Raw genomic sequence first — 23,774 nt, 5'->3', positions numbered from 1 at the left:
CGTCCTCCTAGATGTCGAAGGTGAAGCAGGGATCGAAGTCATCGTTTTCCCAGCGCGAGACAGCGTCCCAGGGGCCGTATCCCTTGCAGTTCGCGATGAGTTTCACGCCCTCGACCTCCAGCTCGAAGCTGACGTGCGTGTGCCCGCTGATGGCCGCGTCCAGACCGAGAGTGAACACTTCGGGGCAACGCGAAGCGTAGGCCGGGCCCAAGAGATACTGCTCGTCCGTGGTCGACGTCGGACGGCTCCGACCGCCGAAAGCGTGGAGGGGATGATGGGTGACGAGGAGCCGCTTCGACGTCTTCGGCCCGCCGAACGTCGACGAGATGAACTTGCGGGTCTTGCGGTGGCGGGCGAGCGTGTCTCGAGGACGGAGCCGCCGGACATAACGATCCGTGCGGATCCGACGGTAGTCGTTCATGCCGGCGGCGGCCGCGAGCATGGATTTCTCCGGTGTGCCGTACAGGTCGAAGTCGGTCCACCCGACCGCGCCGGCGACGAGGACGCCGTCTTCGCCGCCGACCATCTTGGCTTCGTCTTCAAGTACGACGACGTTGGTGCCGAAGGCGGCCTCGCGGGCCTTCTCGATCTCGCGGTCGATGTCCCGCCCAAAGAATTCGTGATTGCCGGCCACCACCACGACCGGATGGTCGTGGATACGCTCAGCCAACCACTTCACGCCCCGCGCGAAGCCCGGCATGAGATCGCCGGCGCAAACGAACACGTCATAGGCAGGCCGTTTCGAAGGAGAGGGCAGGTCCCAGCCCCTCGCGGATTCGAGATGGAGATCGCTCATGGTCCAGATGCGCACCACCTCACTCCTCTGCCGGGAGCGAGTGCGGATCGACCGCGATGAAGGCGTCGGAAATCCGGTCATAACGACCAAGAATTATCGGCCCCGGACGTCTACCGTCAAACGACCGCACGACATGCAGGTTTTCGAAGCCACGCACATTACGCACCTTCACCCCGTTCGCATGCGCCAGACACGCGGTGACGAGTTCCGAACCGACTTGGTGAAGACATCCCTCGCGACCGCACCGCTCGCACGTGCATGCCGAGCCTGCCTCCGCCAGCGCGATGGCGTACTGGATCGCGGCCTCGATATCCGGGAGACGCGCGATCGACGAGGAACGATGGTAATCGAGCCTCAGCACTCCGGATCGCCTGGAGATCGCTGTGATCCTCAGCGGCGAGGTGCCGACCGCCGTCGCGATCCGGGCGATGGCTCGGCAGACGATGTGCTGCCAACCATCATCCACCAGCGAAAGGCCGGGGAGGTGCCCGCCGAACGTGGTGCTGTCGAACAACTCGGGAAACCGGACGATGAGCCGTTGACGCCATTCGCACATTCGGAACCTCAGCGCGGTGTGTTGGAGCGGAGCGGCGGGACTCGGGCAGACCGGCCAAGACGCACGCGGGCGTCGACGATCGGGTCGCGATCGATGTCGATCGCGACGGCGCCCTCGCAGGCGAGCGCGAAGACCCAGTCGCGGAGACCAAAGCCCAGACTGGCAACGGTGCAGTCGCCGTCGTCCTCGATGGCCGCGAAGATCCGCTCTCGGCCATCGGCGGGAACCTGGCGCTTACGGTAGGCCCAGATCAACCTGGCGTTCGATGACCTCGGTAGCGCCTGCACCTCGTCCGGCGAGAGAGGCACGATCATCGCCCGAAGCTCGTCGGCCGCGAGCAGGAGCGTTCCTTCGTCGTCGAGATCGCGAAGCGGAGGTCCGACGTCGAGGATCAACCGCGCTTCGCCGCGCGTCGCAAGCAGAAGATCCAGCGGGTAGGCGACCCCGCAGAGAGTGACCGAAGCGACGTGCTCGATGACCGTCACCGCGGGATCGAGCGCCAACTGAATCAAGAGATCGAGCCGGACCGCGTCGCCGACCGGAATCGGGGTCGGGCTCTTGGCGGTCAGGAAGGGGCGGAGGTCGGACGGATGGCCGGGAATGTCGACGCACATGGCTGAGAAACTCCTTGGACGATGAACTGCGCGATCCGTACCGCCGCCCCGTCGTTCTCTTCGTCGTTGCTCATGTTGATCGCCGCATTTCCACACCGATAATCGCCAAATAGCCGTGCGCCATCGTCAAGTCAAGAGATAGCTAGCTATCTAGAAGTGACGAATAGTGCAACGCCGAGGCGGGAATTGTCCAACGCGGCGAGCCGGCAATGTGTTACGAAGCTGTGAACAAGGGCGTTAAAATCGTCTATTTCGGCTACTCGGGAGCGCGTCTCGATGGTATGCGTATTTTGATAGTCAGCTATCCACGCCTGGCTATTTGCGGAGAACGATGGATGAAGCGGCCCAAGGTTGACGTATCGGAGGCCCGTGAGGGGGAAGACGGCAGGCGGCAGATTTTGCTTTATCTGCCTTGGGACGTCATCAAATCCCTCAAGATGGCGGCAATCGAGGACGGTCAGCCCGCCTACATTCTCGCCGAGAAGGCGCTCCGGGCTTACCTCAAAGCTCGCAAGGTGAAGGCCCGCGCGGCGAAGTAAGGCGCCTCTCTCGTCGGAGGAAAGGGGCCTTCCAGCGGCGCCCCGCGGTTCCTCCGGGCCTTTGCGCGCTCATCGGGCATTGCGTCCCGCAGCGGATGACGGTTTCCGACGACGGCCGGACTTGATGCCGCAGACGCGCGAGATCGCGCAGCACGCACGGGATCTGCCCGCGATTTGGCTAAGGCCAAAGCCTCATGACCTGAGTCCGCGCAAATCCGTAGGTAGCGAACCGAGGACACGCGCAAGGGCAACCTGTGAGTGAACGCCGCACTTCTCAAAACATTGCTTCAGGTGCGTCTTAACCGTCGCCGGCGATATCCCGAGCAATGCCGCGGCCTCGGGGCCGCTCAGTCCGCTTCCGATGAGTACGGCGACGCGGGCCTCGGCCGGAGTCAGGCCGAAGGTGACTTGGACCGCGTCTACAGATACGCGCGATCGCGTGCTGGGGTCGAGGATCAAGACCAACACACGCGCCTGAGGAAGCATTTCCCAGAACACGAATGCAGGAGGTGGCAGCGGAACGGAAAGGACCAGAAGCGGAGCTGCTCCGGATGGACGGGTCAGGCGCAGGGGGTAGCCAAGCTCTTTGCCGGCACCTAGGGCAACGGCCAGCGATAGCCTCAAGGCGCGGTGCAGGGCGTTTGTTTCCGTCGGCAAGGCCGCAGCGAGTCGAAGACCACCGTTCCGCTCTGCCCTGAGGCCGTCGCCGGAGCTAATCAAAGCTTCGGCCGCCGGATTCGCCAAGGTGATGCAGCCGCTGCCGTTGAGAAGGAGAGCAGGAGTGGGCAGTAGCTGCAGAACCCTGCCTAGCTGCCGCGTACCATCTTCGAGATCGCCCAACCGCATGGTGACGTCGAGCGCGCGCCCTAGATGTGGGACGAGCCGCTGAAGACGCCGCAGCGACTCGTCTATGCTATCGGCGCCGCGCGCCGATAGCATGAAGCCGAATCCTCCAACCCCGCCGCCAAGGCGCATCGATTGATGGCTGAATTGGACGGCGTCGACGATACGTTGCGGAGCGAGAACATCGGTGTAGAACCCGGTCTTGCGGATGGCGCCAAGCTCCGTCAAAGAGTTGACGGCGACCGCCTTGCCGGAGGGGGCGCTCCTCATGGCCTCCGACCACAGATTCCATTGATAGTGCTTGTGGTAGGTTTCGAGGGATTCCGGAGACAGTCGACCCATCACGGTGAGCGGACGACCCCGCTTTGGCACCTGGGTAATGAGACCTCCGATGGCGCCGAGGTGATCGGAGGTTCGTGTCAGGACATCGGGCCAGCTCTCGGGATTGGCGATCGCGCCGTAGATCACGTCGAGCAACGCATCGTCCTGCGGCTTCATGACGTCCAGCTCTTCGAAAGCCCGCAGTATTCAAGCGGACTAGGTTAGCGCGGCAGACTTCATTGCAGAATCCATGATCCCCCGATCGGGGGATAACAGCGACACGATGATCATGCCAATCTGCGCAACTGCAAGCAAGTGTGGCATTTGGGGGGCTGGCATGGTCTTCAAACAGCTTAGGGCGACGATGCGTTGGTCGGCGAGCATGGCAGCTTTCATTTGTGGCTTGGTCGCACTCGGACCGCTGTCGCACGCACAAGAGAAGGTGACCTTCCCATCTACCGACGGCGACCTGAAGAACGGGACGCCCACCGCAATCAGCGGTTACCTGTACAAGCCGTCTGGACCGGGCCCGTTTGCCGCCGTTGTCAGCATTCATGGATGCGATGGCGCCACGAACGATAAGGGCGAGGTCCGTCCATTGTACGGGACGTGGGGTGAGGTTCTCTCTCAGAATGGCTACGTGGTCCTGTTGATCGATTCATTTCAACCACGCGGCCATGGCAGCCTATGCGCGTTACTGCCGGTCTTCTCGCGACCCGTCCTTCCGAACCGGGAGACGCCGATGGATGCGTTCGGCGCATTGAATTATTTGAGGACGCGTTCCGACGTCCGCCCCGACAGCATTGCCATCTTGGGGCAATCGTATGGTGGAATGGCAATGATGTTTACCATTGCCGCTGCGAGCTTGCCCACGGCTGTATCGCCTGAAAAGGATTTTCGCGCAGCGATCGCCCTTTACCCGAACTGCCCTCCGGTCGCGGATAAAGATCCCAAATGGCAGCCTCGTCAACCGATGCTGCTCCTGATGGGCGAGGCGGACACGGCCACGCCTGCCGGGCCATGCAAGGCCATGATAGCGCGCGCAAGAGAGGCTGGCAGCCCTTCAATCGAGGCGCACTTCTATCCAGATACAGTTCACGCGTTCGACCATCCGAACCTTCCACTGGCGCCAATGACGAGTCAGAGGCGGCCGGACGGCAGCGCACCCATGATGGGTTCAAATCCGGAAGCGCGCGCCGATGCGATTGGTCGCGTCAATCGGTTTCTGGCGAGCGAAATGAAGTAGATGATCGTTGGGATGATTTGATGAAGCAGAAGCTTCGCCAGTCGAGTCTGAGGCCAGGCTACCGATCACACGTGACAAGAATTCCGAGCTCTAACCCGCATGGGAGAGTGCGATGCGCTTCTTTGGGCTGGTGATTTGCGCTGCGCTCATGTTCGATTTCCTTGGATCACCTCCCGCATGGGCGCAGGATCGACCCGCCGCCTACACCCGTCTTACGGCCGCCGACCTCAAGTGGAATGCTCTGCCGGCCATGGGAAAGGGTGCGCAAATTGCCGTCCTCTATGGAAATCCGGCAAAGCCGGGCCTGTTCGTAGTCCGCGTCAAGTTGCCGGCGAACTTCAAGTTGCCTGTACATTCCCATCCAGACGAACGGGTTCGCACCATCATTGCGGGCACGTACTATTCGGCGATCGGCGACAGCGTCGACAGCACAAAGCTGGTCGCTTTCCCACAAGGCACGTTCTCGCATGTGCCGCCTCGAGTTTGGCAGTTCGCAGAAACGAGAAGTGAAGAGGTCGAGTTCCAGGTGACTGGCATTGGTCCAACCGGGATAGACTATCTGAACTCTACCGACGACCCGCGAAAGGCTCAGTAGGCATCTCGTTGCATCCGGAGAGGCGGGCGCCGATCGCACCTCAGGAATTGACGCAGTGTTATGCCGGACGTCGCCTCGGGTGCGGAGCGTTTGCCCTCATTCGTTGATTTGGATCAATATCGTCGGTGCGAGCGCTCCTATTTGGAGAGAAGAATTCTGCTCTTTGTCGGGAGACAGGTTTGGCAACCGAAATTCACCCTCAGGCTCTTCATAAGCTTCCGTTCTTCCTGCCGGGGGCCGATGGCTCCGACGTGCTCCTGGTGGTGATGGGGGTCTTCTTGGTGGGGGTGATCTTTTCCGTGGGGGTGCTTTACTGGAAGCTGCACAGCCTGCCCGAGCGGATGGCGCACAAGTCACAAAAGCTGCAGTTCGAGTTCGTCGCCGTGCTCGGCCTGATCTCCTTGTTCACCGGGATGCACGCGTTCTGGATCGCCGGTTTGCTGTTGGCTTTGATCGACATTCCTGACTTCGGCACGCCGCTGCGAGGCATCGCCGGATCGGTGGAGCGAATAGCCGATGCGAAATCCGAGGCAGCCGAGACCACCGGCCTATCTCAACCCTCCGAAAAGACCCGGAGCGTCGCGTAGGCTAGAGCTTGCGTTGCAACGCGGAACTCAAAGAAGGCGAAGTGGCTGCAGTAACTTCTTGTAGCCGGGTAGCCGCAGCGAGCGCGGCAACATTGTCGCACCCCGCGTTTTTGCTGAGGACAACCGATCGAGCGACGTGTAGGAGTGCCAAGTATGCCGAGTCGCCCATAGCGACAGCGCCACTTCTGCCTCTGCGGATTTGCCTCGCGTTATGCCGATCGCCGCCACCAGCAATGCTCTCCTTCGCCGGCTACGCGATCTGCTGGTTCTGTTGCTTGCGTTCGGCCATTTGAGCGCCGCCGTCCTCCATAGTGCCCATATCGACCATGTGGCAATCACCGGCTCGACCGAGACCGTCTTTTCGACTGCAGGGCTGGGAAGCACGACGGGTGGCGACAGCGTTCTGACCGAACGGCATTGCCACGGGTGCTTCTCCGTCTCGCCCGCTCGGGCCACGGCAGCCTGGTCGCTCGCTGCGGCCGTGACGAAGCCGGTCGCTATGCCGACGAAGCGACTGACCGGCACCTCCTCCGCATTGGATACTCCCCCTCCAAAGGCCTGATCTGAACGAACCCGCTCGGCGCATCCGTGCGCCTTCTTGCCTTCGTTTGCAGGTCTATTTCCATGTCTTCTGAGATCGCTGCCGCGCGAGAAGCGCGAGCGCATGTATTCGTCGCTTTGCCCATGGGTTTCGAGACGCGGGAGCGGCGTTCGTCGTCGGCCGGTCGATGCGGCTTGGGAACCCTCGTTTTCCTGGCGCTGCGCGACCGCGCCCGCCGCGCAGCGAGAAGCGCGCCATGAAGCGGCTTTTCGCGAACTCGGTCCTGGCAACTATCGCCCTGGCTGCAATCGGCTTCTTCCTGTTGAACTTGCCTCAGCAGAGCTCCGGCAAGCAATCGGAGGCGGGGCATGGCCACGAAGAAGGAGGTCACGCCGACGGCGTCGAAATGAGCGACGACAAGCTCAGGTCTTCCGATATCGAGCTCCTCGTCGCAACGCCCGGCGTTCTTCGCGACAGTCTGCTCCTCAACGGCATTTTGCAGCCAAATCAGGAGGCTCTCGTTCAGGTAACTCCGCGATTTCCAGGAGTCGTCCGCGAGATCAAGGCGAGCGTCGGTCATCGCGTCGAAAAGAACGACCTTCTGGCCAAGATCGAGAGCAACCAGAGTCTCACGACGTATGAGATCCGGGCGCCGTTGGCCGGCACGGTCATCGACCGCCAAATTTCTCTCGGTGAATACGCGTCGGAGCAAAAGGCAGCCTTCACGATCGCCGATATTTCCACCGTATGGGTCGACCTATCCGTCTATCGACGGGACCTGAAGCGGGTGCGGGAAGGCGACAAGGTCGTCATCGACGTCGGCGACGGCGGGGAGCCGATCGAGGCCAGGCTGACCTACATTTCGCCTGTCGGCAGTGCGGATACGCAGAGCGCTCTTGCGCGCACCAGCGTGCCGAACGAGGGGACAAGACTGAGGCCAGGCATCTTCGTCACGGCGCGCCTGATGCTCTCGGACAAGTCCGCGCCGATCGTCGTCAAATCGACCGCCGTCCAAAGCTTCGAAAACCGCAACGTCGTCTTCGTCCGCAATGGCCTGAAATTCGAGGTGCGCGAGGTCGAGCTGGGTGCTCGCGATCGCGAGCACGTCGAGGTGCAGTTCGGCCTGGAGGAGGGCGACCTGTACGTGGGACGGAACAGTTTCATCGTCAAGGCGGAAATAGCCAAGGGAACAGCCGCCCATGAGCACTGAGCAGGGCCCGATCGGCGAGCGGAAGCACGGGGTCATCACCGCGATAATCGCATTCTCGATACGCCAGCGATGGCTGGTCCTCTTTGCGGTGCTTGCGGTCGGGGCGATAGGAGCCTGGAACTTCACGCGCCTTCCGATCGACGCGGTACCGGACATCACCAACGTCCAGGTGCAGATCAACGTGAGCGCGGCGGGCTATTCACCTCTGGAGGTCGAACAGCGCATCACGTTTCCAGTCGAAACCGGCATGGGCGGGCTACCGAACCTCCAGTACACACGGTCGCTGTCCAGATACGGACTAAGCCAGGTCACCGTCGTCTTCGCCGACGGCACGAACATCTATTTCGCGCGCCAGTTGGTCAACGAGCGTTTGCAACAGGTGAAAGACCTCCTGCCGAACGGCATCGAAATGGCGATGGGACCGATTTCGACGGGCCTCGGAGAGATATTCATGTTCGCCGTCGAGGCGAAGAAGGCAGCCAAAAACCCCGACGGGAGCGAGATCAGCCCGATAGACCTTCGCACGATCCAGGATTGGATCATCAAGCCGCAGTTGCGGACGGTGCCTGGCGTGGTCGAGGTCAACACCATCGGCGGGTTCGAGCGGCAATTCCACGTCCTGCCCGATCCTACCAAGCTGATGGCGTATCGGCTGAATTTTCGCGATGTGATGACCGCGCTTGCATCGAACAATGCCAACGTCGGCGCGGGCTACATCGAGCGGAACGGCGAACAATACCTGGTTCGCACGCCGGGGCAGGTGGGCGACGCGAGCGACATCCGAAACATCGTGATCGGGGCGCGGGAAGGGATCCCGGTCCGGATCGGCGACATCGCAGAGGTGATCGAAGGGCGAGAGCTCCGTACCGGTTCGGCAACGCTGAATGGGCGCGAGACCGTCGTCGGCACGGCCATGCTGCTCATCGGCGAAAACAGCCGCACGGTGGCCCAGCGTGTATCGGCGAAGCTGGACGAGATCGCGAAAACCCTGCCCGACGGTGTGGTGGCGAGGGCGCTCTACGACCGCACGCGCCTCGTCGAGGCCACGATCGCTACCGTGGAGAAGAATTTGCTCGAGGGCGCGATCCTCGTCATCGTGATCCTGCTGCTGATCCTCGGCAACTTCAGAGCGGCCGTCGCCACCGCGCTCGTCATTCCCTTGTCGATGCTCATTACCGTGACGGGAATGGTCGAGAATAAGGTCAGCGCGAACCTCATGTCGCTCGGCGCCATCGACTTCGGCATCATCATCGACGGTGCGGTCATCATCGTCGAGAACTGCCTGCGGCTGCTTGCGGAGGAGCAGCACCGCAGAGGGCGCATACTGAGCCGCGAGGAGCGTTTCGATACGATTTTGGCGGGAGCAGGGGAGGTCGTGCAGCCCAGCCTATTCGGCACCCTCATCATCGCGGTCGTCTACCTCCCGGTTCTCACGTTGACGGGCGTCGAAGGGAAGATGTTCACGCCCATGGCCCTGACAGTTCTCATGGCGTTGGGCGGCGCCGCGATCTTGTCGATGACCTTTGTTCCGGCCGCTGTTGCCATTCTGGTGACCGGCAAAGTGACCGAGAAGGAGAACTGGTTCATGCGCGGGGCTCGCTTCGCCTATGTGCCGCTTCTCGATGCCTCGATACGCAATCGACACATGGTCGCACTGGCGGCCGGCGCGTTGGTGATCGTCAGCGGAATTGCCGCGTCTCGCATGGGCGGCGAGTTCATACCCTCGCTCGATGAAGGCGATGTCGCCACGCACGCGATGCGCATTCCGGGGACGAGCCTGACGCAGGCCGTGGATATGCAGATCAAGCTGGAGGAGGCCATCCGGAGGGTGCCTGAGGTCCGTGAGGTCTTTTCCAAGATCGGCACGGCAGAGGTGGCGACCGATCCGATGCCGCCGAACGTCGCCGACACTTACATCATGCTCAAATCCCACGCTCAGTGGCCTGATCCTTCGATGACCAAGGCGCAGCTCGTCTCCAAGATCGAAAAGGTCGTCGCGGAGGTGCCGGGCAACAACTATGAGTTCACCCAGCCGATTCAGATGCGCTTCAACGAGTTGATATCGGGCGTTCGCAGCGACGTCGGGGTCAAGATCTTCGGCGACGACCTGAACACGCTTCTGCAGGTCGCCGGCCAGGTGCAAAGCGTGCTGCAAGGTGTGCAGGGGGCTGCAGACGTGAAGACGGAGCAGGTCTCCGGGCTGCCCGTGCTCACGGTCAAATTGAACCGGCAGGCCTTGGCACGACAAGGCCTGAGCATCTCCGATGTGCAGGGCATCGTCGAGATCGCGGTCGGAGGCAAGAGCGCCGGCCTGGTGTTCGAAGGCGATCGTCGTTTCGAAATCATCGTTCGGCTGCCCGAACACCTTCGCTCGGATATGGAAGCGATCCGCAATCTTCCGATCCCTCTTCCCGTGCGCGAAGGTCAGGCTGGGGCCATCAAGGCGGCTTGGGGAAATTCACCGTTGGGGCAGGTCCGTTATGTCCCGCTCTCCTCGGTCGCCGAGATCGACGCGGCTCCGGGTCCCAATCAGATAAGCCGGGAAAACGGCAAGCGGCGCATCGTGGTCACCGCGAACGTGCGCGGCCGAGACCTCGGCTCGTTCGTTGCCGACGCCCAGCGGCGGATCACCGACGGCGTCAAGGTGCCGGCGGGTTACTGGATCACCTATGGAGGACAGTTCGAGCAGTTGGTTTCCGCAACCAAGCGGCTGACCATCGTCGTTCCGATCGCGCTGCTCCTGATCTTCGTGTTGCTCTTCATGAGCCTGGGATCTTTTGCCGATGCCGCATTGGTCTTTAGCGGGGTGCCGCTCGCGCTCACGGGTGGCATTGCCGCCCTGCTGCTGCGCGACATCCCGCTTTCGATCAGCGCCGGTATCGGGTTTATCGCGCTATCGGGCGTCGCAGTGCTGAATGGCCTGGTCATCATCGCGTTCATCCAGAAGCTGCGATCGGAGGGCCGCCCTGTCGTCGAAGCCGTTCGCGAGGGGGCGCTGACCCGGTTGAGGCCGGTTCTGATGACCGCCCTGGTGGCAAGCCTGGGATTCGTGCCCATGGCGATCGCGACCGGCGCCGGCGCCGAGGTGCAGCGGCCACTCGCCACCGTGGTCATCGGCGGGATCGTATCATCGACCATTTTGACGCTGCTGGTCTTGCCGGCGCTCTACACGCTCTTCCGTCGTGAAGCGGTCACGACGAAGTCGACTTCCGCAACCGCACAAGGAGAAACTGCATGAAACCCGCCGCATTCATACTCGCCGTACTGCTTTCGGTCGTCCCGGCTCACGCTCAACACTCACACGGTTCGAAGGGACCCAATGGCGGCGTTCTTGCGGATGCGGCCGGCGTGCATATCGAGTTCCTGCCGTCGGGAAATGCCGTGACGTTCAACGTCCTCAACGAGGACAACAAGCCCGTGTCGACTAAGGGCTATACGGCCTCCGCTCTGGTCGTGAACGGCGACGATCGCGAGACGATTGTCCTTTCTCCGTCGGGAGAGAACGTCCTGAAGGGTGAAACGAAGAAGCCGATTACGGCATCCACCGCGATCACACTCATGATCAAGACGGACACGGGCAAGTCGGGCCAAGCCAAGTACAAGGGCTGAAGGCTCCATCCGACGACATTGTCGACGGCAAGGCAAAGCCGCGCGCAGTTATGTCGGCTCCAAGCCGAGAACCGAGCGCGCGGCGGATCCCGTCCGCTGCGATCCTCAAACCAAGCAAGCGCAGCGTAAGGGCGACCACCGGCCTCATTCGGCAGTTTGAAAGGCAGTCTTCCAATGTCCGACAAGACCGTCATCGGGCTATCGCGATTGATCACGCTGCAACAGCAATTGGACAAGGTTGCTCGAAACGTTGCTAACCAGACGACGACCGGATTCAAACGCGAGGGGCTTCAGTTCCGCGAATATCTCACGAAGGCGAAGGAAGCCGACGACATACCCTCGGCTCCGATGCGATCGCTTGTGGCCGCCACCGGCTACACTGATTTTTCCGGCGGCCCCCTCAAGGCCACCGGGAACGGGACCGACGTCGCTATCGTCGGTGACGGCTTCTTTGTGATCCGGACAGCTGCCGGAGATCGCTACACGCGGAACGGAGCGTTCACGCTCGACAAGGAAGGCCGCGTGGTCACGTTGTCGGGCGATATCGTGTTGACTGCGACCGGCCCCTTACAGGTTCCGCCACGCGATGGGCCGGTGGGCATCGGAGCCGATGGGACCATCTCGACGGCGAGGGGACCGATAGGACGTCTGCGCCTGGTGAAGTTCGAGGATAATGCCAAGTTGCGCGCCGAGGGAAGCACGCTTTTTTCATCGGAGTTGCCTGCGAACGAGGTGCCTCCGGCGCAGATTCGGCTCGCTACGGGAGCCTTGGAGGGGGCGAACGTAAACGCGGTCCATGAGATGAGCAGTCTCGTTGCTGCTACCCGGGCCTACGATCAAGTTGCCAACACGATCCTGCGCGAAGACGACAAGAACGAACTCAGAAAGTTGGCTGGTGAGGATTTGTAGGCCACGAAGCGCTCAGCGGGCGGCAGCCCGAAGTTGGAACCGTTCGACCAGCGACGCGCTCGCGATTTTTCGCGGATCGACGGAAGGTAGCCATCATGTTAGGTAGCCCCGTTGTCTTCACCAAGTGGGTCATCATTGTCGGTTAGTCAGGTCATATCGGGAACTCGGCGCATCACTGCGTTGCGCGGGATCGTGTCCGCTCTCCTGACCCTGGCGTATGTCCTGTCTGGCGTTCTGCATGGACTCGGTGATGTCGACGTCGCCATTCGCTCCGGATCAGCCTCGGCGATCGTGGCTACGGACGGCAAGAGCTCCCAATCGCCCGAACGAGGTTTGGTGGCCGATCACCACTGTCACGGTTGCTTTTCGGTGTCGGTCCCCGGGCCGGCGCAACAGGCGGAACTCACTTGGATGTGAGGCCCGCTGAGTTGCCGAAATCGGCGGCTCCCCTATACGGGAATGTTCGCGGTCTTGATCCGCCCCCGCCGAAATCTCTGACCTAAAGCGAACGACGCGGGACGCATCGCGCGTCCTGTTTCCGTTTTCCGTCGAACCTCCCTCGCGCCGCAGCGCGATGCTGTCGTCCCTGCCTTTGGGATGGCGACGGCGTCGCTCTCAAAGCCTTTGCGAGCTCAGCCAAGTTGCCGGGGCCGCGAGCATGCAGGCGACCTGGATCGACAGCGCATTTTTCAGAAGCCGCTCTTTCGGGCCATTCCGTTTTGCAGGCGCCGTCGGCGGCCGCATTGGAATTGAAGGATCACGTTATGGAAACCAAGCAAGTTGAAGATTCGCAGACTTCGGCGCCGGACGACCTCTTGCAGCGATTGTCTTGGGAGGTGAAGCAAATTCACGGCTGTCTAAACGAAGTGCAGAAGTGCTGGGCGGCCGGTCTGGGTGTCACGGTGGCTCAATGGAACATCCTGATGGCGATATCGCATCTCGCGGACGAAGAGGGGGTGCGGGTCAGCGTGGTGTCGGAGAAACTGGCAGTGGACGCGTCGTTCGTCACGGCGCAGTGTCAATTGCTCGAGTCCAAAGGACTGATCCGTCGCAAGCCGAGCGCGACCGATCGCCGTGTTGTGCTCCTCGCACTTTCGAGCAGCGCTCGGTGGCAGATAGAAAGCCTATCTAGTTCCATGAACGCAGCGAACGCGTATGTTGCCAATAACGCGAGCGGCAAGGCGCATCGACTTCTCGCAGAACTCGAGGAGCTGAAGAGCGTCCTCAAGCGCGCGAAGCTTCTGACGGCTTCGGACGCTCTCCGCCATTGGCCTCGCGGTCGCGACACCGCATGAAGTTTCTATCGATTTTGGTCGTGGCGGCGCTCAAACCGCTTTACTATCGCTTCGCCGCTGCAATGCTGCGCGACACGTCGTGGCAGGAGCCCTTGTTCGATCTGGTTCCTCCGAAGAGCGGAGAGCGCCTCTTGGCGTTCGGACCGGGAAGCGCTGCGACCGCGATCTCGCTTGCAGAACGGTTCACCGAGCTCAGTATCGTTGTGGCGGATCCCGATCCATCGATCGTCCGAAAGTCAAAGCGAGCTATCGAAAAGCAGCAAATTTCGAATATTACGTTCGTCGACGCACCTTCCATTGCTGCCCTACCGGTCCACACCGGCAGCTTCGACCGCGCGATATGCGTACTGTCTTTCCACCTGCGGGCTCCCGATGAAAAAATCGCCTTGGCGAAGGAGGCTTTCCGAGTCCTGCGGCGTGGGGGCGCACTGTACGCTGCGGACTATGACCGGCCGACCAACCGGGAGGAACGAATCGTCCTCAACCTTGCAGCGCAGATTTCAAGTAGGATCGCGGTTCAGTCCCACGTCGATGGGACTTGGGGCAAACTCTTCAAAAAGGCGGGCTTTGCCGGGGCCAAACTGCAGTCCTCGCATTCGGTGCGGATCGGACGAGTTGCAATGCTATCGTTTAGGAAGCCGTGAAAGAACGTCGCATAAGACGGGTACGGTGCCTCCGAAGAAAAGCCTGCAGCCACGTCCCAGAACTGGGACAGGGTTACCCGCATGCTCGATTCCTAGAAGTTGCGATTGACACGCAACAAATGTTTGGGATTGTTATAATATTGCGGGTCGACGTGAGCCTTGTGCCCATGCTACCTACCAACTCGCGAACGTAGAGTGTGGTCATTGACGATTGGTCGGATCAGATCTGGATTAAGGCATATTCCTGCTTTGCGCGGGATCGTGTCCGTATTTCTGATCGTGACCTATCTGATGTCGGGGGCGCTGCATCGGTGTCTCGACCTTGACGTGACCAATCCAACCGGTTCGCCGGTGGCTTGGATGGTCGATATCAAGTCCGATAGCGGCCCTGAGACGGGTGCCATCGTCGACCATCACTGCCATGGCTGCTTCGCGGTTTCCGTCGCGGCGCCTCCGCAGCAGGCCATGACTGTGATGGAACCCAAGTTGGCGGTCCTCATCCGGGCCACGACCCCTCTCACCGACACCGTGCGCGGTCTCGATCCGCCCCCACCGAAGTTCCTGACCTGAAAATGACCGCTGGGCGCATCGCGCTCTGATTCCGTCTTTCGTCAGGTTTTCATCATGTTTTCAAAGTGCGTCACGCGTTTCGCGTGCGCGACGGCGTTGCTGGTCAGTCCTTGGCTGACGGCGGCGTCGCATTCGCAGACCCTCAATCTCGGGGCGGCGTTGCAACGCGCGCTCGCGACCAGCCCACGCTTGACCGCCGCCGAACGCGACATCGGGATCGCGACGGGCCAGCGCATTCAGGCGGGGGCGCTCCTCAATCCGGAACTGAGCTACGAACAGGATAACTCCTTCGGTTCGGGCATCTATCGCGGGACGAAGTCGGCCGAGACGACGCTGCAGATCAGCCAGCTTTTCGAGCTGTTCGGCAAGCGCGAGGCCCGCATCGCGGCCGGCCAGGCCGGCGTCAACGGTGCGACGATCGAGCGCCAGGCGGTGCGTCTGCAGATTCTGTCGGAAACGGCCATCGCGTTTCTGAACGTGCTCGGGCTGCAGCGGCGGATCCAGATCCTCGACGAGCAGGTCGCCGCCCTTGAGCGTCTGACGCCGTTGCTTCAGCGCCGGGTCGATGCCGGTGCGTCGTCGCCTGCCGAGACCGGCCGCGCCGAAGTCGCAGCGGCCCTGGTGAAGGCCGATCGCGAGCGCACCAAGGCAAACCTGGCCAGCGCGCGCCGCGAATTGGCGGTGCTCATGGGCGACACTTCCCCGAAATTCGGCGCCGTCTCGGGACGGCTCGATGCCACCACGCGCGCGCCATCTTTCCAGACGGTGATCGCCGCCATCGACGCCAACCCGCAACTGGTCCGGTGGAATGCGGTCTATGCGCAACGCAACGCCGAACTGCTGCTGGCGCGGCTCAGGCCTTATCCTGACGTTCGCCTTTCCGCCGGATGGCGACACTACAACGAGACCAACGACGACGCGGTGCGGCTCAGCCTCACGGTTCCGATCCCAATCTTCGATCAGAACCAGGGCAACATCCTCTCGGCACAGCAGAACCTCGCCAAGACGCGGGCGGAACGCGAGGCGAACCGCAACACGCTGATCGTCGTCGCTGGACGGGCATACGACAACGTTCAGGGCTCGCTGCGGGAACTCGCGATACTTCGCGACTCCGGCATCCCGAAGGCCCAGGCCGCCTCCAACGAGATCGAACAGGGTTACGGCGCCGGGCGCTTCTCGCTGCTCGAAGTGTTGGACGCGCAGGCCAACGTCACCCAGGCTCGTCTGCGGGAGCAGGAGGCGCTGCAGAACTACCATGTCGCCGTTGCCACGATCGAAGGACTCGTCGGCAATCCCTTCGCTCTGGCGCGGGAGAGCGCACGATGAAGACTTCGAGCGCAATCGTCCTCGCACTGGTCGCGGCCGCCGCCGGCGCCTTCGGCTATCGCATGCTGATGCCCAAGGACGCGCCCGCCGCGACGCAGCAGGCCGCGAAGCAGGACGCGAAGGAGGAGAAGGCCGGCAACGAGCACGCCGAGAAGGACGAGCATGGCGCCGACCGCATCGTCATCAGCGATGTCAAGTTGGCGGCTGCAGGCGCGACCTTCGCCGAAGCGGGTCCTGCGACCCTGACCGAAACCTTGTCGTTCAACGGCGTGCTACGCGCCAATCAGGAGACCGTCGTCCAGGTCACGCCGCGCTTCCCCGGCATCGCGCGTGCGATCAAGCGCCGGATCGGCGACGTGATCGGCAAGGACGACTTGCTGGCGTCCATCGAAAGCAACCAGAGCCTGACGGTCTACGATCTCAAGGCGCCGATCGCCGGCACGGTGATCGACCGTCAGATTTCGCTCGGCGAATACGTCTCCGAGCAGAAGCCGTCATTCGTCGTGGCGGACCTGTCGACGATCTGGTGCGACTTGTCGATCTACCGTCAGGATCTCAGGCGCGTACGGATCGGAGACGAGGTCCTGATCGATCCGGACGACAACGCCGGCGATATCAAAGGCAAGATCTCCTACTTGGCGCCAGTCGGATCGAGTGAGACCCAGACAGCTATCGCGCGAGTGGTATTACCGAACCCGGACGGAAGGCTACGGCCCGGACTGTTTGTGACAGCCCGTCTGATTCTTGCCGAGCGGAAGGTGCCGGTCGCCATCCATGCCGGCGCGATCCAAACCTTCGAAAACAAGACCGTCGTATTCGTTCGCGAAGGCGACGACAAGCTCGAAGCGCGGCCGGTGGAACTCGGGGACTCCGATCAGAAGTTCGTGGAGGTTCGAGCGGGAGTAAAGGCGGGCGAGAAGTACGTGGCCCAAAACTCATTCGTCGTGAAGGCGGAGATGGGCAAGGGAGAGGCCGAGCATGATTGAGCGCCTCATCGAGTTCTCCATCCGCCAGCGTTGGCTGGTGATCCTGTTCGTGCTTGGGCTTTTGGCCTTCGGCGGCTGGAATTTCACCCGCCTGCCGATCGACGCGGTGCCGGACATCACCAATGTACAGGTGCAGATCAACACGCAGGCGCCGGGCTATTCTCCGCTAGAGACCGAGCAGCGCATCACGTTCCCGGTGGAGACGGCGATGGGCGGGCTGCCCAAGCTCGAATACACCCGCTCCTTGTCGCGATATGGCCTCAGCCAGGTGACGGTCGTCTTCCAGGACGGCACCGACATCTACTTCGCGCGCCAGCTCGTCAACGAGCGGATCCAGCAGGTTAAGGATCAGCTTCCCGTCGGCATCGAAGTCGCCATGGGGCCCGTAGCGACGGGTCTCGGGGAAATCTTCCACTACACGGTCGAAGCCAAACCGGGCGCGAAGGCGCCGGGCGGCAAGGAGTTCACGCCGAGTGATCTGCGGACGATCCAGGACTGGATCATCAAGCCGCAGCTCCGCAATGTGCCGGGCGTCATCGAAGTCAACACGATCGGCGGGTTCGAACGTCAATTCCACGTGCTGCCGGATCCGGGCAAACTGATGGCCTACAAGCTCGGCTTCCGCGACGTGATGACGGCGCTCGCCGCCAACAATGCCAACGTCGGCGCCGGCTACATCGAGAGGAACGGCGAACAATATCTGGTCCGGACCCCAGGCCAGGTAGCCAACATCGCCGAGATCGAGGACATCGTCATCGGTTCGCGAGGCGGCGTACCGGTCCGAGTGAGGGATGTGGCCCAAGTCGCCGAAGGAAAGGATCTCCGCACGGGCGCAGCGACGCTCAATGGGAAGGAGACGGTACTCGGTACCGCGATGCTGCTGATCGGCGAGAACAGCCGCGCGGTGGCCCAGCGGGTTGCGGCCAAGCTGAACGACATCGCCAAGTCGCTTCCCGACGGCGTCGTCGCCCGCACGGTCTACGACCGGACCCACCTCGTCGATGCGACGGTCAAGACGGTCGAGAAGAATCTCGTTGAGGGCGCGATCCTCGTCATCGTCGTGCTGTTCCTCATCCTCGGCAACTTCCGTGCAGCCTTGGTCACGGCCTGCGTCATCCCGTTGTCGATGGCAATGACGGTCACTGGCATGGTCGAAACGAAGGTCAGCGCCAACCTGATGAGCCTCGGGGCCATCGACTTCGGCATCATCGTCGACGGTGCAGTCATCATCGTCGAGAACTGTCTTCGCCTGCTCGCCGAAGCTCAACATGAGAAGGGTCGGCTGCTGAATCTCGAGGAGCGGTTGGAAACCATCCGGAACGGATCGGCAGAAGTCATCAAGCCCAGCCTGTTCGGAACGCTGATCATCGCAGTCGTGTACCTGCCGGTACTGACCCTGACGGGTGTCGAGGGCAAGATGTTCACGCCGATGGCGCTGACCGTGCTGATGGCGCTCGCCGCCGCGGCGCTGTTCTCCGTTACCTTCGTACCCGCAGCCGTCGCCATCGTGGTGACCGGCAAGGTGTCGGAGAAGGAGAACTTCTTCATGCGCGCCGCCAAGCGCGTCTATCTGCCCCTCCTGGACCGTGCGATCGCCTTCCGTGGCGTGGTGGCGGTTTTGGCGGTCTTGATCGTCGGCGCGAGCTTGTTTGCGGCGAGCCGCATGGGCGGCGAGTTCATTCCGAGCCTTGATGAGGGCGACGTCGCTCTGGCCGCGATCCGGATTCCCGGAACGAGCCTGACGCAGTCGCTCGATCTGCAGATGGCGCTGGAAAAGAGGATCCAGCAACTGCCCGAGGTGAAGGAGTTTTTCACCCGGACAGGCACGGCTGAGGTCGCGACCGATCCCATGGCGCCGTCGATGTCGGACGGGTACATCATGCTCAAGCCGCGCAGCGAGTGGCCGGATCCGGAGAAGCCGAAGGCGGAATTGGTCGAGGAGATCGAGAAGGCCGCCAACGACATTCCCGGCAGCAATTATGAGGTCTCGCAGCCTATCCAGTTGCGCGTGAACGAACTGATCTCCGGTGTCCGCAGCGACGTCGGCATCAAGATCTTCGGCGACGATCTCGACGTGCTGCAGGGCGCGGCCAGCCAGGTGCAGTCGGTGATACAGGGAATCCGCGGAGCTACTGACGTCAAAACCGAGCAGGTCGCCGGCCTGCCGATCCTCACCGTCAAGCTCGATAGGCAGGCTCTCTCGCGGTACGGCCTCAGCGTCGGCGATGTCCAGAACATCGTCGAGATCGCAGTCGGCGGAAAAGGCGTCGGGAAACTGTTCGAAGGGGATCGTCGTTTCGACATCGTCGTACGCCTTCCGGAGCGGCTGCGCGGCAACATCGAGGCGATCCGCGCGATCCCGATTCCCTTGCCAGCCGAGGAGCCCGGTTCGGCCACCATCACCAAGACCGCCTTGGTTGGGTCCGTCGGAGCTCAGCCCCGCTACGTTCCGCTGTCGTCGGTGGCGACTGTCGATTCCGCGCCTGGTCCGAACCAGATCAGCCGCGAGAACGGCAAGCGGCGCATCGTGGTGACGGCCAACGTCCGCGAGCGGGACCTCGGTTCGTTTGTTTCGGAAGCGCAGGACGCGGTGACGCAAAAGGTCAAGCTGCCGGTCGGTTATTGGATCGGTTGGGGAGGGCAGTTCGAACAACTGGTCTCGGCGACCAAGCGGCTAACCATTGTCGTTCCGGTGGCCCTGCTGCTGGTGCTGCTGCTGCTCTTCATGAGCTTCGGATCTATTGCCGATGCGCTTCTGGTGTTCAGCGGCGTACCGCTGGCTCTGACCGGCGGGGTGCTGGCGCTACTGCTGCGAGGTATTCCGCTGTCGATCAGTGCGGGCGTCGGCTTCATCGCACTCTCCGGCGTCGCGGTGCTCAATGGCCTGGTCATCATCGCGTTCATCGAAAAGCTGAGACACGAAGGCAGGTCCGTGCTCGAGGCCGTTCATGAAGGCGCGGTGACGCGCTTGCGCCCCGTGCTGATGACCGCGCTGGTCGCCTCGCTGGGCTTCGTTCCCATGGCGATCGCAACGGGCGCCGGCGCGGAGGTGCAGCGGCCGTTGGCCACCGTCGTCATCGGCGGCATCATCTCATCGACGATCCTGACGTTGCTGGTACTTCCAGCCCTATACGTGCTGTTCCGGAAGGACTCTGCGCCAGCACCTCGACCAGAAGACGACGTCGATGGCGCCGCGCAGGGAAGCGACGCATGACCGAGGCTGCTCAGAAGATGAGATTTCGGGTCGGCGGGATGGACTGCGCGGCTTGCGCCACGAAGATCGAGAATGCCGTTTCGCGGATGCCCGGGGTGCGGGGCGTCGAAGTCTCGGTGACCGGCGGAAGCGTATCGATCGATCATGAGGGAGCCGTCCAGCGGAAGGCAGTCATCCGGCAGATCGCAGCCTTAGGGTACGTCGTCGAAGAGGATCGGCCCCAAGGCAAAGAGGGCCCGGCGCACCAGCACGGTCATTCCGATGACCACGATGGTCATGATCACCGTCATGCCGCCGACGGTCAGGAGCGGTGGTGGCGATCGAGCAAGGGCGATGCGACGATTGCATGCGGAACCGCGCTGGCAGTCGCCTTCGCCTTGGGAAAGGCGATTCCGAACATCGAGAGCTGGGCGTTCCTGCTCGCGATGCTCGTCGGGCTAGTCCCCATCGCCAAGCGAGCATTTTCGGCGGCCTTCGCTGGAACACCGTTCTCGATCGAGATGCTGATGACCATCGCGGCCGTTGGCGCGGTCTTCATCGGCGCGACGGAAGAAGCGGCGACTGTCGTTTTCCTATTTTTGATCGGCGAACTTCTTGAGGGGTTCGCTGCAGGTCGCGCGAGGGCGAGCATCCGGGATTTGTCCAAGCTCGTCCCCAAAATTGCCCGTCTCGAGCACTCCGATGGCCAAGTCCGCGAGGTGGAAGCCGAGACGCTATCTGTGGATGCGCTGATCCAGGTTCGCCCCGGCGATCGCATTCCTGCCGACGGCATCATCGTCTCCGGAGATAGCGCCGTCGACGAGGCGCCCGTGACCGGCGAGAGCACGCCGGTCCGCAAGAAGGCCGGGGAGGCAGTTTTCGCCGGAACCGTGAACGGGGAGGCTCTGCTCCGGATCAAGGTCACCGCCGCCGCTGAGGACAACACCATCGCCCGCGTCGTCAAGCTAGTCGAAGAGGCCCAGGAATCCAAGGCGCCCACGGAACGGTTCATCGACCGGTTCTCGCGCTACTATACGCCTGGCGTGGTGGTGGTCGCCACGATCGTAGCGGTCCTGCCGCCACTCGTTTGGACAGGTGCAACCTGGCGCGAGTGGATTTATAAGGGATTGGCTATCCTGCTGATCGGCTGTCCGTGCGCGCTGGTGATCTCGACGCCGGCAGCGATAGCCGCGAGCCTTGCATCCGGAGCGCGTCGCGGCCTGCTCCTAAAGGGCGGAGCCGTCCTTGAGCGCTTGCGCGACGTTACGGTCGCTTGCTTCGATAAGACGGGAACGCTCACCGCGGGCAAGCCAAAGGTCACGGACGTCGTCGGATTTAGTCACGAGGAGGTCGAGGTTTTGTCCATTGCCGCGTCGCTCGAGCGCGGCTCCAGCCATCCCCTTGCGCTCGCCATTTTGCAGGCGGCCTCCGACAAGGACGCTCGGCCGCAGCCGGTCGAGAACTTCGTAAACCTGGCGGGAGAAGGCGTTCGCGCAGTGCTCGGGGGACGAACGGTTTTCCTCGGCTCGCCCGCCGCGGCTGAACGGATCGTCGCGCTCTCTGAGGAGCAAAGAGATCTCGTCGAGGCGTTCAACGAACGAGGAAAAACCGTGTCCGTCCTTGTTGTCGATCAAGAGGCAGCCGGCTGCATTGCCATGCGGGACGAGTTGCGCAGCGATGCGGTCGCGGCTCTGCGTCGCTTGGCCGACTCTGGAGTCCGTTCGGTGATGCTTACGGGCGACAATCCCCGCACCGCTGCGGCGCTTGCGCGCGACCTCGGCATCGACCATCGCGCGCAAATGATGCCGGAGGACAAGCAGCGCGCCGTCGAGGCGTACAAGAACCAAGGCGAAGTCGTCCTGAAGGTCGGCGATGGGATCAACGATGCGCCGGCTCTCGCCGCCGCGGACGTCGGCGTGGCGATGGGTGGCGGCACCGACGTGGCGCTCGAGACCGCAGACGCCGCGGTTCTTCATGGGCGCGTCGCCGACGTGCCGGCCATGATCGAGCTGTCCAGGCGGACGATGGGTGTCATCCGGCAAAACATCTCGATCGCGCTGGGGCTGAAGGCGGTCTTTCTAGTCACCACGATCGTGGGGATCACCGGACTTTGGCCCGCCATCCTCGCCGATACCGGCGCGACCGTTCTGGTCACCATGAACGCGCTGCGGCTGCTTTCGATACCGGGCAGCAGTGGAGTGGGCGAGGGGGCGTCCACATGACGGCCAACGGGGTCCAAGCCGGCGACCGTGATCTGCGCCTCGACGTGTTTCGGGGACTGGCCAACTGGGCGATCTTCGTCGACCACGTCCCGAACAATGCGGTCGCTTGGATCACGGCCCGAAACTATGGTTTCAGCGATGCTGCCGAACTGTTCGTCTTCGTGTCCGGATATACCGTAGCGTTCGTCTACGCGCGCATGGCGCGGGCGAGAGGCTTCCTCGCCGCCGCCCTCGGCATTCTCGGCAGAGCATGGCAGCTCTATGTCGCCTACATCCTGCTGTTCGTCTTCTACGTCGTCACCATCGGATATGTCGCGCAACGGTACGGCCACGCCCACCTGCTCGACGAGTTCAACATTCGACTTCTGATTCGAGATCCGGTCGAGTTCCTCAAGCACGGGCTCTTGCTCGAATACAAGCCGCTGAACCTCGACGTCTTGCCGCTCTACATCGCGTTGATGATCGCGTTTCCGCCGCTGCTGTGGATCCTCATGAGGTGGCCGAACGTCGCGCTGGTGATCTCGGCGGGCGTCTACGTCGCCGCGCTGACCTTAGGATGGAATCTACGCGCATATCCCACCGGGCATTGGTACTTCAATCCGTTCGCTTGGCAATTTCTGTTCGTCATTGGAGCATGGGTCGCCGTCGGAGGAACGACAGCGATAAGGGCGCTCATCAACTCGAAGACCGCCTTCGCCATCGCCGGTTTCATTCTCCTGTTCGCCGCGATCGTTACACTGGCGTCGCGGACCGGTAACCAGGATCTGATCCCCGAACCCATCCGCTCGGCGTTCATTCCGAACGACAAGACGAATCTGGCGCCTTATCGCATCGTCCATTTCCTGGCCCTCGCGATCGTTGTCTCGCGATTGATCCCGAAGGAGGCGCGCTTCCTGTCCGCACCGTGGCTTCGGCCGCTGCGGCTGTGCGGAGAGCGATCGCTTGAAGTCTTCTGCGTGGGCGTATTCCTCGCGTTCGTCGCTTACTTCGCCATCGATCTCATCTCCGACTCGCTCGTCTTTCAGATCGTGGTCAGTACTGTGGGCATCGGCATCATGATCGCTGTCGCCTGTTTCAAAACATGGACCAGAAACTTTCGCGCTGCACCCGACCGGAGAGCGTCGGAGCGCGAAGGAGTTCGGCAGCCGCGATTAGCACAAAGGGAGCGATGA

The 23,774-nt window shown here is 62.2% G+C and carries 21 protein-coding genes; 17 read left to right on the top strand and 4 right to left on the bottom strand.

Features of this window, described 5'->3' with window-relative positions:
• Positions 1-7: 7 nt before the first annotated feature.
• The 3 genes from AC1RQP_RS02510 to AC1RQP_RS02500 are packed head-to-tail and all read right to left on the bottom strand — an operon-like array spanning position 8 to position 1,966.
• The gene (locus tag AC1RQP_RS02510) at positions 8-811 is read right to left on the bottom strand and encodes a metallophosphoesterase (protein WP_492935813.1); all 804 of its coding nucleotides are present in this window, start codon (positions 809-811) and stop codon (positions 8-10) included.
• Between the two features lie 4 nt (positions 812-815).
• Positions 816-1,352: a hypothetical protein gene (locus AC1RQP_RS02505; RefSeq protein ID WP_492935812.1), complete on the bottom strand. Its 537-nt coding sequence runs from the start codon at positions 1,350-1,352 to the stop codon at positions 816-818.
• Between the two features lie 8 nt (positions 1,353-1,360).
• A complete protein-coding gene (locus AC1RQP_RS02500) occupies positions 1,361-1,966 on the bottom strand; it encodes a hypothetical protein (protein WP_492935811.1) in 606 nt (201 codons plus the stop codon).
• A 209-nt stretch (positions 1,967-2,175) separates the two neighbouring features.
• On the opposite strand from AC1RQP_RS02500, the gene AC1RQP_RS02495 reads away from it, so the two are divergent.
• On the top strand, positions 2,176-2,505 hold the full coding sequence (locus AC1RQP_RS02495) for a hypothetical protein (protein ID WP_492935810.1): 330 nt from the start codon (positions 2,176-2,178) through the stop codon (positions 2,503-2,505).
• Positions 2,506-2,697: 192 nt separating this feature from the next.
• On the opposite strand, the gene AC1RQP_RS02490 is transcribed toward AC1RQP_RS02495, so the two are convergent.
• The gene (locus AC1RQP_RS02490; protein ID WP_492935809.1) at positions 2,698-3,846 is read right to left on the bottom strand and encodes a helix-turn-helix transcriptional regulator; all 1,149 of its coding nucleotides are present in this window, start codon (positions 3,844-3,846) and stop codon (positions 2,698-2,700) included.
• 160 nt (positions 3,847-4,006) lie between these two features.
• On the opposite strand from AC1RQP_RS02490, the gene AC1RQP_RS02485 reads away from it, so the two are divergent.
• The 16 genes from AC1RQP_RS02485 (at position 4,007) to AC1RQP_RS02410 (ending at position 23,774) form a co-directional block, all read left to right on the top strand.
• A complete protein-coding gene (locus AC1RQP_RS02485; protein ID WP_492935808.1) occupies positions 4,007-4,915 on the top strand; it encodes a dienelactone hydrolase family protein in 909 nt (302 codons plus the stop codon).
• 112 nt (positions 4,916-5,027) lie between these two features.
• A complete protein-coding gene (locus tag AC1RQP_RS02480) occupies positions 5,028-5,510 on the top strand; it encodes a cupin domain-containing protein (RefSeq protein WP_492935807.1) in 483 nt (160 codons plus the stop codon).
• A gap of 179 nt (positions 5,511-5,689) precedes the next feature.
• The gene (locus tag AC1RQP_RS02475) at positions 5,690-6,097 is read left to right on the top strand and encodes a hypothetical protein (protein ID WP_492935806.1); all 408 of its coding nucleotides are present in this window, start codon (positions 5,690-5,692) and stop codon (positions 6,095-6,097) included.
• A gap of 211 nt (positions 6,098-6,308) precedes the next feature.
• Positions 6,309-6,659: a hypothetical protein gene (locus AC1RQP_RS02470; RefSeq protein ID WP_257194687.1), complete on the top strand. Its 351-nt coding sequence runs from the start codon at positions 6,309-6,311 to the stop codon at positions 6,657-6,659.
• 235 nt (positions 6,660-6,894) lie between these two features.
• Positions 6,895-7,848: a divalent metal ion exporter adaptor subunit IhpB gene (gene ihpB / locus AC1RQP_RS02465; protein WP_492935805.1), complete on the top strand. Its 954-nt coding sequence runs from the start codon at positions 6,895-6,897 to the stop codon at positions 7,846-7,848.
• Positions 7,838-11,086 (top strand): efflux RND transporter permease subunit, encoded by a 3,249-nt coding sequence (locus AC1RQP_RS02460; protein ID WP_492935804.1) that lies wholly within the window; start codon positions 7,838-7,840, stop codon positions 11,084-11,086. The genes ihpB (AC1RQP_RS02465) and AC1RQP_RS02460 overlap by 11 nt, the downstream gene beginning before the upstream one ends.
• Positions 11,083-11,457, top strand: coding sequence for a hypothetical protein (locus tag AC1RQP_RS02455; RefSeq protein WP_492935803.1), 375 nt, complete (start codon positions 11,083-11,085; stop codon positions 11,455-11,457). Before AC1RQP_RS02460 ends, AC1RQP_RS02455 begins: the two co-directional genes overlap by 4 nt.
• Positions 11,458-11,631: 174 nt before the next feature.
• Positions 11,632-12,366: a flagellar basal-body rod protein FlgF gene (gene flgF / locus AC1RQP_RS02450; protein WP_492935802.1), complete on the top strand. Its 735-nt coding sequence runs from the start codon at positions 11,632-11,634 to the stop codon at positions 12,364-12,366.
• 764 nt (positions 12,367-13,130) lie between these two features.
• Positions 13,131-13,661, top strand: coding sequence for a MarR family winged helix-turn-helix transcriptional regulator (locus tag AC1RQP_RS02445; RefSeq protein WP_492935801.1), 531 nt, complete (start codon positions 13,131-13,133; stop codon positions 13,659-13,661).
• Positions 13,658-14,305: a class I SAM-dependent methyltransferase gene (locus tag AC1RQP_RS02440; RefSeq protein WP_492935800.1), complete on the top strand. Its 648-nt coding sequence runs from the start codon at positions 13,658-13,660 to the stop codon at positions 14,303-14,305. Before AC1RQP_RS02445 ends, AC1RQP_RS02440 begins: the two co-directional genes overlap by 4 nt.
• A gap of 261 nt (positions 14,306-14,566) precedes the next feature.
• A complete protein-coding gene (locus AC1RQP_RS02435) occupies positions 14,567-14,875 on the top strand; it encodes a hypothetical protein (RefSeq protein WP_492935799.1) in 309 nt (102 codons plus the stop codon).
• A gap of 54 nt (positions 14,876-14,929) precedes the next feature.
• Complete coding sequence (gene ihpA, locus AC1RQP_RS02430; RefSeq protein WP_257194693.1) at positions 14,930-16,201, top strand: divalent metal ion exporter subunit IhpA; 1,272 nt, start codon at positions 14,930-14,932, stop codon at positions 16,199-16,201.
• On the top strand, positions 16,198-17,187 hold the full coding sequence (ihpB, locus tag AC1RQP_RS02425; protein ID WP_492935798.1) for a divalent metal ion exporter adaptor subunit IhpB: 990 nt from the start codon (positions 16,198-16,200) through the stop codon (positions 17,185-17,187). The genes ihpA and ihpB (AC1RQP_RS02425) overlap by 4 nt, the downstream gene beginning before the upstream one ends.
• A complete protein-coding gene (locus AC1RQP_RS02420; RefSeq protein ID WP_492935797.1) occupies positions 17,180-20,401 on the top strand; it encodes an efflux RND transporter permease subunit in 3,222 nt (1,073 codons plus the stop codon). The genes ihpB (AC1RQP_RS02425) and AC1RQP_RS02420 overlap by 8 nt, the downstream gene beginning before the upstream one ends.
• Positions 20,398-22,602 carry a heavy metal translocating P-type ATPase gene (locus AC1RQP_RS02415; RefSeq protein WP_492935796.1) on the top strand — a complete coding sequence of 735 codons (2,205 nt, stop codon included), beginning with the start codon at positions 20,398-20,400 and terminating at the stop codon, positions 22,600-22,602. Before AC1RQP_RS02420 ends, AC1RQP_RS02415 begins: the two co-directional genes overlap by 4 nt.
• The gene (locus tag AC1RQP_RS02410) at positions 22,599-23,774 is read left to right on the top strand and encodes an OpgC domain-containing protein (protein ID WP_492936365.1); all 1,176 of its coding nucleotides are present in this window, start codon (positions 22,599-22,601) and stop codon (positions 23,772-23,774) included. The genes AC1RQP_RS02415 and AC1RQP_RS02410 overlap by 4 nt, the downstream gene beginning before the upstream one ends.

Source organism: Bradyrhizobium sp. GW821-FHT13H06 (assembly GCF_058803975.1).
The sequence above is the reverse complement of the archived record's forward strand: the minus strand, read 5'-3'. Positions and strand labels throughout refer to the sequence as shown.